Genomic DNA, 10,921 nt, shown 5'->3' with positions numbered 1-10,921 from the left:
GGACGGCCTGGCGCTGCTGCAGCGCATGAACCGCGAGTGGCCCTTCTTCCAGACCCTGCTGTCGAACATGGACATGGTACTGGCCAAGACCGACCTCGCGATCGCCAGCCGCTACGCCGAGCTGGTCAAGGACGCCGCGCTGCGCGAGGCGATCTTCGGGCGCATCCGCGCCGAGCACCAGGCCACCGTCGAGGCGGTGCTCAAGATCACCGGCCAGGCCGCGCTGCTCGACGGCAACCCACTGCTCAAGCGCTCGATCCGCAACCGCTTCCCCTACCTGGACCCGCTCAACCACGTCCAGGTCGAGCTGCTGCGCCGCCACCGCGAAGCCGCCGCCGCTGCCGGCAGCGACGAGCGCACCCGCAACGGCATCCATATCTCGATCAACGGCATCGCGGCGGGCTTGCGCAACAGCGGCTGATGTCCGTGCCTGTGGGGCTTGTGCGCGGGTGACCCTGTCACTGTTGCTCTTCCTTCTGCCGCCGGCCAGCGGCTGAAACAGCACGCTGGTCGGAACAATGCCGTTTGGGTCAATCGGGCTGGCAGGCTCGTAGTACCATCGAGCAGCGATAGGCTTGGGGGTAGGACCCTCGCCCCGACGACAACAGCCGGAGACTGTCTTGCCGCGGCACTCCTTGAGAATGCAGGTCATGCCATGGCCGCTGAATACGATTCGTGCCGCGATCGTGGTATTGACCCTGTTCGCGCTCGTTTTCGGGTGGTCGGACATGTTGCGCAGCATGGACCAGACCGAGGCGGCAACGGTCGAGCGCGCGCGCCATCAGGCGCGTGGGCAGGCGAAGGCCGTGGGGGAGCTGGTGCAGGCAAGACTCGACAGCCTGGACCTGGCCATCAGGTCGGTGCGCGCGGCCGTCTCCGACGGCCATGCCGCCATCGAGCGCCAGACCCGGCTTGCGCTGCAGGACATGCCGAGCAATTTCGTGCTCCAGTTGTTCATCATCGACCACGATGGTTACCTGAGCTACTCCTCGCTTGGTCCGTCACCGCGCAACTATCTTGGCGATCGCGACTACTACGCCCGCCTGGCGGACGCCGAGGATGACATCCTCCTCGTCAGCGAACCCGTGCTCGGGCGGCTGACCCAGCGCTGGAGCATCCAGGTCGCGAGGGCGATCCGCGACAATGGCGTGTTCGCGGGCGTGGTGTCGATTGCGGTGTCGGTCGAGACCTGGGCCGAGACGCTGGCGCAACTCGAGCCGGGGCGGAGAGACACGCTGACGCTGGTCGGTCGCGATGGCGAACTGTTGATGCGCTCGCTGAGCGGGCCTGAACACTACGGCAAGCAGTTGCGTCTGAGGCGCGACTTCATCGATCAGCCAGCGCTTATGGAAGGCGACTACCTTGCCGAGAGTGTCGCTGATGGCGTTTCCCGCATTTTTGGTTGGAGCCGTTTGTCGTCCGGCTTGGTCATGGTTTCGGGCCTGGCGCTCGATGACGTGCTCGCGCCGGTCAGGAAGGCGCGCGAGCAGGGCATCACGCGAGGAGTGTTCCTGAGCATCTTCTTCCTGCTCGCCGTCTCCGGGCTCCTCTATGCACTCGCGCGCTCGGCACAGGTGATGCGCCGGCTGGCCGTGCGCGAGGCACGCACCAGGAATCTGGTGGACAACATGGCCGAGGGCATCATGGTGGTCGATGATGCGATGCGCATCGTCGCTTCCAACCCGGCCCTGTGTGAGATCAGCGGTCACACCGAGGAGGTGCTCCACGGCGCAAGCCCCGCGATGCTGTGCGGCGAGACGACAGCGGCTGACGATCTGCTGGCCCTGCTGGACGTGGAGGGCGAGGACATGCGTGGTGGTGACTTCGTCGGCATGAGACCTGACGGCGCCCGCTACATTGCTCATGCACGCGTGACGCGGATGAGCAGCGACGAAGGCGGACGCCACAAGCGGCTGGTGCTGGTTGCCGACGTCACCGAATCCCGGCGCGAGGCGGATGACATCTGGCGACGTGCCAACTTCGACATGCTGACCGGCCTGCCCAATCGCGCCCTCCTGCTCGATCGGCTGGAGCGCATGATCCTGCACGCCCGGCGCGAAGGCTCGGAAGTCATCGCACTGTTCGTCGATCTCGATCTGTTCAAGCCGATCAACGATCGTTTTGGCCATGCTTTCGGTGACCGCTTGCTGTGCCAGGTCGCGCGGCGCCTGGAACAGCTGTTTCGCAGCGAGGATACCGTGGGGCGTCTGGGCGGCGACGAGTTCGTCGTGCTGATCCCTGCCAGCCCGGCGCGCGATCTCGCGGGGCAGTCTGCCCAGAAGCTCGTAGACCGCCTGTCCGAGCCTTTCGAGATCGACGGTGAAGTGGTGAGCATCTCAGCCAGTGTTGGTGTGGCCTTCTATCCGCGCGATGCCGAGACACCAGCCGACCTCATTGCCGAGGCCGACGCCGCGATGTACCGCGCCAAGCACGCGGGGCGTGCCACCTGGCGCGCCTGAGCCGTTCAGTCATCCGCCCTGGCGAGAACGAAGCGGCTGCACTGCACGGCGACGAGTTGCAGACGGTTTCCGGTGCCGGCGTAGAACAGGGACCCCAGTGCGCGCCCATCCTGCCAGGGCTCGTGCATGGCAAGCGACCCACGCAGCCCCTCGAAGGCGACGGCGTCCGGATCGATGGCGTGGAAATCCACCAGGCGGAGCGCGCCTGCGGCATCGTGCAGCGTCTCAAAATGCAGTGCTGTGGCGAGGTCCGGTGACGCATCGCTGAGGCCGGCTGCAAAGCGCGCGCTCTCGGCCTGACCCGGTGCGGGCCAGAGAAACTCCGGAGTGACGATCTCGAAGCGGGTGATGGCGGCCGGTGCGCCTGCTGCCGGCTGCAGCTGGCGGAGTACGAGACGCGTGTGGTCGCTGTCCTTCAGCTCGCTGCAGATCAGTTCGAGTTCATGATCGGCTTCCGTGCCGGGGCCGATGGCCGCAGTGACGATCTCGGCCGCGTACGCGCCGGCGGGTGCAAGCAGGGCGATGGCGATGCAGGTGCAAGCGATGGCGCGTGCCCGCTTGCATGCAGCCGGCGTCGGGGTGTGTGCGGTGTCCATCTGCGCGGCGTTCGGTGGGGGCGGGTGGCCGTCATTATGCCGTGCCCTGCCGCCGCTGGTTCTGCGTCTGCTCGAGCAGGCTTGAATTGCGCCATTCCATGGGCTTAAGTTGGAGCGGGACGGACGACCGGAGAGGGGACATGTCGATCACGCGTGAAGTGCTCACCCGCATGGGGGCCAGTGCGGCGAACGCCGACAAGTACCTCGATAGTCTCAATGCCGCGATGGCGGTGCATGGCATCGACTCCAGCCTGCGGGTCGCCCATTTCCTTGCCCAGCTCATGCATGAGTCGGGGATGCTGAAGACCACGGTCGAGAACATGAACTACTCGGCCGAGCGCTTGCAGGCGGTGTTCCCGCGTTACTTTCCCACTGCTGCGGAGGCCGCAGCGCATGCCAACCAGCCCGAGCGCATCGGGAATCGTGTCTATGGCGGGCGCATGGGCAATGGTGCCGAGGCCACGGGCGACGGCTACCGCTACCGCGGTCGTGGCCTGATCCAGCTCACGGGCAAGAGCAACTATCGCGCGTTCTCGGCCTGGATCGGCGATGACGTCGTCGCCATGCCCGAGCGTGTGGCCACCCAGTATGCAGTCCAGTCCGCAGTGTATTTCTGGGAGCGGAACGGTCTCAATGCGCTTGCCGATGTCGATGACCTGAGTACGATCACGCGACGCGTCAATGGCGGCCTGAATGGCTTTGCCCACCGCCGCGAACTGCTCGAGAAGGCCAGGTGCGCGCTCGCTGAGCTTGCCGCGCGCGGGGCGGTCGAGCTGCATGCGGGCCCGGTGTTCAAGGCAACGCACAAGGTGGTGCCCGCTGCCCTGAATCTGCGTACTGCGCCGCGTGCCGCGGACAATACACGCATGGCGACGCTGGCGCAGGGCTGCCTGGTCGAAGTGCTGGGCGCGGCGGATGCCGATGTCTGGGTGCGCGTGCGGATCCTGCTCGATGGTGCGCTGCGCGAAGGCTTCGTTGCTGCGCGCTTCCTCGAGCCCCTGGTGCGCGGCCGTGCGCGCACCGCCGTGGCCTCCGAGGCGGCTGCGGCGAGCTTGCCGGCTGCACACATGCAGCAGGGACGTGCCGATATCACGCGCGCGCGTGACGGTGGGCGCGCCTACCCGCTCGGCGAGGAGGGACGACCGGCGCGCGGCGGACGCACGACGCAGGCGCGTGCGGCGGCGCTGGATGCCATTGTCGATTATCTGGACGTCGCTGCGCCCGCCCATCGGCGTTATCAGCCCCAAGGCGGGGCGACCTATTGCAACATCTATGCGACCGATTTTGCCTACCTTTGCGGGGCCTACCTGCCGCGGGTGTGGTGGTCCGGCCCGGCCCTGCGCCGCATCGCCGCGGGTGAGACGGTGGCGGTCAGCTACGGGCAGACTGTGCGCGAACTCAACGCCAACGCCCTGTTCGACTGGCTGGAAGACCATGGCACCGCTTTCGGCTGGGTGCGTGAGGTCGATCCGACCCTGCTCCAGGCCGCCGCCAATGCAGGTGAGGTGTGCCTGATCGTCGCCCAGCGCCGCGACCTCAACAGCCCGGGCCACATTACCGTCGTCGTCCCCGAGCGCGACGGCGCTGTTGCCCGCCGCAATGCCCGCGGCGAGGTCGTGCAGCCGCTCGAATCCCAGGCTGGGACACGCAACGTGCTGCGGGCGCCTGCTGCCAATGCATGGTGGTTGCATGCGCGCTTTCGCGCCCATGCTTTCTGGCGTCATCCTTGAACCAGGCGCCACCCTCCGGCCTGACCCCAACCCTCATCCGGGAGCATCCCCATGGCCAGACGCAAGGCTGCCCGCGCCGCCCGTACCCTGCTCAAGCTGCCGCTGTCGACGCCCGCTTCGGCGTTGGCCGACGCCCGCCCGCCATCGCTTCTCAGCCTGCCAGGCAGCCGTGCCGATGGCAGCGATGCGCTTGCGCTCGTGCCTGGCCTCGAGGTTACCGAAGTGCTGGAATTGGCTGCTGCCAGCCGTAGCGAGGAGGCGCCCGTTGTCCATGGCCTGGACGAGGATGCCGGCCTGCTCGCCCTGGAGGCGGAGGATGGCACGACCATCTTCATTCGCGCCGATGCGCTTGCAGAACAGCTCGCGCGTACCCGGCCCGAACTCGTCGATGCGGATGGCGCGGTCGACTTCGCCGGTTTCCGCGACACCCAGGACAGCACCCGCGGTGCGCTGGGCTGGGTATGGCGGCGGGTGAGCCGGCTGCACCTGCCCGAGGATGCAGTGGGCAAGGCGGCCAAGGACAAGCTGCTCGATCTTGCTGGCGGCAAGGTCGAGGACTGGGCGGCAGCCTGGGCCTCGCGCAAGGGCGCGACGGCACTGATGGCGATGATCGAGGACCGGCTGGCAGGCGAACCCGGTCTGTACGCCTGGGATGGCGGCGCGCTCGCCCGCGAGGATCTGTGCCGGGCGGGCGACGCGCGCCTGGACAGGGCGGCCAGGGCGGGCTCCTTGCTTGTCTTCATCCACGGTACCGGTTCGCACATCCTGGGCGGCTTCGGCGATCTGCGCGGCAGTTCAGCGTGGGCGGTGCTCAAGGAGCGCTTCGGCGATCGCATCTTCGGCTACGAGCACCGGACCTTCTCCCAGAGCCCGATCGACAATGCGCTGGCGCTGGTGGAGACCTTGCCAGCCGGGAGCACGATCAGCTTGGTGACGCATTCACGCGGCGGTCTGGTCGGTGACCTGCTGTGCCTGGACGGTAGCGATGGTGCGCTGGATGCGCTGATCGACGACTACCGCAGCAACATGCCCGCGCTGGCGGCGCTGCGGGGCAGTGCCAAGGCGGACGCCGAGGCCGATACCGAAGCCTATGCCGCCGGCGAGCGCGCCAAGCTGCGTCGCCTTGCCGCCCTGCTGGTCGAGCGCGCCATCACGGTCGAGCGCTATGTGCGCGTGGCCGCGCCCGCGCGCGGCACCGCGCTGCTGTCCGACAACCTCGACGTGTTCCTGTCCGGGCTGCTCAACCTGGTTCGGCGCGCCGGATCGTGGGGTGTGGGCGCGGCGGTCGGCGTGCTGGCGCCGGCCGCGGCGGCCAAGGCCAAGGCGGTGGCCGATCGTGGCCTGCAGTTTCTCGCTCGCGTGGTGCTCGAGATTGCCGACAAGCGCCTGCAGCCGCAGGTGGTGCCGGGCATCGAGGCGATGCTGCCCGAAGCGCCGATGGGCATGCTGCTTGGCCGCGCCCGCATCGCCGCGACAGTGAAGGTGGGCGTCATCGCGGGTGATATCGAGGGGGGCGGTGTATTGCAGCGTATCGGCGTGATGTTCGTCGATTGGGCGCTGTTCGACCGCGCGCGCAACGACCTGGTGGTGGACACCGACTCGATGTACGGCGGCCTGGTGGCGCGTGCGGCTACTGCCGACAGTGGCGCCGAGACGCTGGCGGACGGTCCGGTCGCGGCCAGCCTGCCGGCACACCGTGCGATCTTCGTGCAAGGGCCGGAGGTCAATCACTTCCGCTATTTCCGCGACGAGGTTCAGCGCGACGGCGTGCCCTTGCCGGCCGCGCTCGCCGCCTGGCTGCGCGCAGACGCGTTGGCGGACAAGGACCCGGCGCTGGCGGCCTGGGCGCCACTGGCGCTGCCGGTGATCGACCCTGCGCTCGCCACCCGCGCCAGCCGTGGCGAGCCCGAGCCGGCCGCCAACACCGTGCCGGTGCTGTTCTTCCTGCCCGGCATCATGGGCTCGCACCTGGCTGCGGATGGGCGGCGGATCTGGCTCGACCCGATCGAACTGGCGCGCGGCAGGCTGGTGCGCATCGCCATCGACAGCAGCAAGGCGGTGAGTCCGGCCGGCCTGGTCGGCATGGCCTACGGTCGGCTCGCCGGCTACCTCGAGTCCGGCCACCGCGTGATCCGCCACGACTACGACTGGCGCCAGCCGATCGCCGAGCTCGGCAAGGCGCTCGCCGGGCGCCTGCGCCAGGCCTTGCAGGACCACCCCGACCAGCCGTTGCGCATCCTGGCGCACAGCATGGGCGGGCTGGTGGCGCGCGCGGCGTTCGCGGCCGACCCCGGCCTGTGGGCCGAGATCGTCGCCCGTCCCGGCCAGGGTGTGCGCCTGCTCATGCTCGGCACGCCCAACCAGGGCTCGCACCTGCTGGTCGAGACCCTGCTAGGCCAGTCCGACACCATTCGCATGCTCGCCCGCCTGGACCTGCGCCAGGGCCTGCAGGCCGTGCTCGACATCGTCGCCGGCTTCCCCGGTGCCGTGCATCTGCTGCCTGCGCCCGGCTTTGTCGACAGCGGCGGCGTGGCGCCCAAGGACTACTACCGCGCCGAGACCTGGGCTGAGCTCGGCGCGATCAATGATGACTTCTGGTTCGGCCGTCGCCTTGCCGGCAAGCCGACCCAGCGCGTGCTCGACGAGGCACGCGCGTTCTGGAATGCAGTCGCCGATACCGGCTGGGTCGCGCAGGCGCCCGAACGCATCGCTTACGTGTTCGGCAACGCGGACAACACGCCCTGCGGCCTGGTCCTGCTCGACGAGGGCAGCCGGCCCTTCGTGCGCATGCGCGGCACGCCCCATGGCGACGGTTCGGTGACCTGGGCCTCGGGGCGGCTTGCCGGCCTGCCGGACGAGCGCTGCTGGCACATGGCCGCCGACCACATGGGGCTGACCAGCACGGCGGATCATTTTGCCGACATCGAGGCCCTGCTCACGCGCGGGACACCGCTGCGCCTGGGCCGGCTGCCGCTCAGCCGCAGCGAGACGGCGCGCGTCCCCGTGCGTGACTACCGCGCCGGGCCACCGCCCGCCTGGCCGACCGAGGCCGAGCTCGCCAGCCGTGCGCTCGGCGGCCGTGTTCCGGCGCTGCCGCAGCGGCGACGCAGCGTGCTGCGCGTGGGTGTGCGCGCGATGGATCTGCGCTTCGTACAGATCCCGCTGCTGTGCGGGCATTACCGTGGTGACCCGATCGCGGGCGCCGAGGCCGTCATCGACCGCTGGCTGGTCGATGGTGCCCTCAGCCACCGCCAGCGCCTGGGCATCCATTCCGGCGAGCTGGGCGATGCGACCGTGGTTCTGATGCCGCGCAGCGCCGAGGAGCGCCTGCGCGGCACCAGCCGTGGCGCGGTGGTGGTCGGCCTGGGCGAGATGGGGGCGCTCGGTGCCGAGGGGGTGACCGAGGCCGTGCGGGCCGGCGCGCTGCGCTACCTGCTGCATGCGTCCGACCGCTACGGCGAGGACCATTGCGATGGCCGCGGCCGTCAGCCCGATACTGCGATTCCGCTGCGCCTCGCAAGCCTGTTGGTCGGCAGCAACTCCGCGGCCAGCCTGGACGTCGGCGAGGCGGTGAAGGCGGTGGTGCGCGGCGTGCTGCTCGCCAATCGCGACTACGCCCAGTGCGCCAAGGCGCGCAGAGGGCCGGTCGGGCGCATTGTCGAACTGGAGTTGATCGAGCTCTATCGTGATGCCGCCATCTCTGCGGCCCATGCGGTGAGCGCGCTCGACAAGAGCCTCGCCGCCGAACTCGAGCGCCTGGGCGCCCGCCTCGACCTGTCCGAGCCGCTGCGCCATGGCGAAGGCGTGCGCCAGCGCCTGAGCGTGACCCCCTTCGGCGACTACTGGCCGCGCCTTGCGGTCACCGATGCCGACGGCGAGACCGCAGCATTGATCGATGCGCCCACGCCGCTGATCCGCCATGCCCGGCGCTTCCGCTTTACCTTCATGGGCGAGAAGGCGCGTGCAGAAGTTGTCGTGCAAGCGCGCCAGCCCGGTCTCATCGAACGCCTGGCCGACGAAGCACTGACCGGGCCTGCGTCCACCCGCTACCGCGGCGGTGAGGGCAGCTTCGGCCACACCCTGTTCCAGCTGCTGGTGCCGGTGGAGTTCAAGGCGGCAGCGCGCAAGGCGCGCAACCTGATCCTGGTGGTCGACGAAAGCACTGCCAACCTGCCCTGGGAACTGCTGGAGGATGACGGCGAGCCGCTGGTGAGCCGCAGCCGCATGGTGCGCCAGTTCATGACCCGCAGCTACCGGCACAATGTCGTGCGTACCGACGCCATGACGGCCTGCGTCATCGCCAACCCGAGTACCGAGGGATACCACGTGCAGTTCGGCGGGCCGGGCTGGAAGCCTCGCGTGGATGCCGACGGCACGCCGCGCCCCGACCGCCTGCCCAGTCTGGAGGGCGCTGCGCGCGAGGGTGAGGCCGTGGTGCGCATCCTTGAGGGTGCCGGCTATACGGTGAGCCATGCGCCGCCGGACGCGCTGGCCGGCGATGTGTATGCCCGTCTCTTTGCGCGCCCCAGCCGCGTGCTGGTGATTGCTGCGCATGGCATCCACGCCTGCCGTGCCGCTGACGGCAGCTACCGCAGCGGGGTCGTGCTGTCCGATGGCTTGTTGCTGACCGCAGCCGAGATTGCCCTGATGGAGACGGTACCCGACCTCGTCTTCCTGAGCTGCTGCCACCTCGGCAAGGTCGACGTTGCACAGGGTGCGCACCGTCTGGCTGCCAGCCTGGCGCGCGAGCTCATCGACATGGGCGTGCGCTGTGTGGTCGCAGCCGGCTGGGAGGTGCGCGACGATGCGGCGCAGACCTTTGCCGAGCGCTTCTTCAGCGCGATGGCGATCGAGGGCATGCGCTTCGGCGATGCAGTGTTCGAGGCGCGTGCCGAGGCCTTGCACCGCCATCCGGACTGCAACACCTGGGGCGCCTACCAGGCCTATGGCGATCCCGCCTTCCAGCTCCGGGTGGACCAGCGTGCCGAGCGCGAGGACGGGACCTTGCTGGCGCCCGAGGAGTTGCTCGACTGGCTGGACCAACTCTGGCTGGACGGCCACAGCATCCGCAGCGAGCAGCGCGAATCCGGCTTGCGGGCACTGCAGCGCCGCATCGACCGCCGCCTGGGCCGGCTGCCCGCGCAGTGGGTAGCGCGCCCGGATGTGCAGCAGGCGCTCGGCCGCTTGTATGCCGCCTACGGCGATGTGGGCGGTTTCGACGCGGCCCGAGCGCCCTTGCTGCGTGCAATCGCGGAGGATTCGTCGCGAGGGGCGGTGCCGATCGCGGCGATCGAACTGCTGGCCAATGTCGAGGCCCGGCTGGCCGAGCAGCTCAGCCAGCCGGGCGAGGGGCAGGATCTGGTGCGTGCGCTGGGCCTTGTGGATGACGCCATTGCGCGCATGCGCGCGCTGATCCTGATCGCTTCTGCCGCGCCGGCCGTGGCGGACGCATCCTCGCCGCAGGCTGGGATGCCAGCCAGCCTGCAGCGTCAGGCGATCCTGGGCAGCGCCTGGAAGCGGCGCGCCCTGGTGCAGCTGCGCCAGCTACAGGCCGATGCCGGGTTGGTGGCCGACGGCGGCAAGCCTTCCGCACGCGCTGCGGGCACGGCCGCCTGGGCACGTGTGCGCGATGACCTGTTGCGCGCGCATGAAGCCTACGCGCTCGGCGAGGGCGATCCGGCGCAGGCCGACTGGAACCCCTACCCGTGCATGAACCGCCTGCAATTGGGCTGGCTGCTCGGCGAGTCGATCGACGCTGCCGTGCTCGATGCCTGTCTGGCTACCGCACGCAAGCGCTTTGCGCGCAGCTTCGATTTCTTCGACGGTGCCGTGGTTGCGGACTGCGCGCTTACGCGCTGGCTCGTCGGCGATGTCGTCGAGGAGGAGGACGCCGCGGCCGCCAGGCTGGTGCAGGCCTACCGCGATGCACTGGGCATGCTTGCGGTGTCGCCGCGGCAGCTCGGTTCGGTGGCGAAGCAGCTTGGCTTGCTGGCCGGTTTCCTCGCGTTGCGCGCAGACGCCGGGGATGACCGGCGTGCAGCGGTGCTCGCGGCGGCGGCGGCGGCATTGGGCGAGGGCCTGTCGTGAGGATCGGCAGAGGAGGCCTGCAACACTGAAAGGCTATCGAAAGCACGTC

At 69.2% G+C, this 10,921-nt stretch carries 5 protein-coding genes; 4 read left to right on the top strand and 1 reads right to left on the bottom strand.

Annotated features, from left to right (window positions below; translation table 11 throughout):
* Both B447_RS02655 and B447_RS02650 read left to right on the top strand, forming a co-directional pair.
* Positions 1-421, top strand: a 421-nt coding sequence (locus B447_RS02655; RefSeq protein WP_002936149.1) for a phosphoenolpyruvate carboxylase, incomplete at its 5' end; no start/stop codon positions are given.
* A gap of 229 nt (positions 422-650) precedes the next feature.
* The gene (locus tag B447_RS02650) at positions 651-2,459 is read left to right on the top strand and encodes a sensor domain-containing diguanylate cyclase (protein ID WP_002936147.1); all 1,809 of its coding nucleotides are present in this window, start codon (positions 651-653) and stop codon (positions 2,457-2,459) included.
* Positions 2,460-2,464: 5 nt separating this feature from the next.
* On the opposite strand, the gene B447_RS02645 is transcribed toward B447_RS02650, so the two are convergent.
* Entirely contained in the window at positions 2,465-3,055 is a 591-nt protein-coding gene (locus tag B447_RS02645; protein WP_002936145.1) for a hypothetical protein, read from the bottom strand.
* A 140-nt stretch (positions 3,056-3,195) separates the two neighbouring features.
* Between B447_RS02645 and B447_RS02640 the strand changes: the two genes are divergently transcribed.
* Positions 3,196-4,785, top strand: coding sequence for a glycoside hydrolase family 19 protein (locus B447_RS02640; RefSeq protein ID WP_002936143.1), 1,590 nt, complete (start codon positions 3,196-3,198; stop codon positions 4,783-4,785).
* Between the two features lie 51 nt (positions 4,786-4,836).
* A complete protein-coding gene (locus B447_RS02635) occupies positions 4,837-10,872 on the top strand; it encodes a DUF7379 domain-containing protein (RefSeq protein ID WP_002936140.1) in 6,036 nt (2,011 codons plus the stop codon).
* Positions 10,873-10,921: the final 49 nt, after the last annotated feature.

The sequence above is a fragment of the Thauera sp. 27 genome (assembly GCF_000310125.2).
Classification (GTDB): Bacteria; Pseudomonadota; Gammaproteobacteria; order Burkholderiales; family Rhodocyclaceae; genus Thauera; species Thauera mechernichensis.
This window is presented reverse-complemented; position numbering and strand designations above follow the sequence as displayed.

Bases quoted from the DNA above. Each gene is read 5' to 3' on its own strand.
- B447_RS02650 (WP_002936147.1), top strand. From the start codon at position 651: ATGCCATGGCCGCTGAATACGATTCGTGCCGCGATCGTGGTATTGACC.
- B447_RS02645 (WP_002936145.1), bottom strand. From the start codon at position 3,055: ATGGACACCGCACACACCCCGACGCCGGCTGCATGCAAGCGGGCACGC.
- B447_RS02640 (WP_002936143.1), top strand. From the start codon at position 3,196: ATGTCGATCACGCGTGAAGTGCTCACCCGCATGGGGGCCAGTGCGGCG.
- B447_RS02635 (WP_002936140.1), top strand. From the start codon at position 4,837: ATGGCCAGACGCAAGGCTGCCCGCGCCGCCCGTACCCTGCTCAAGCTG.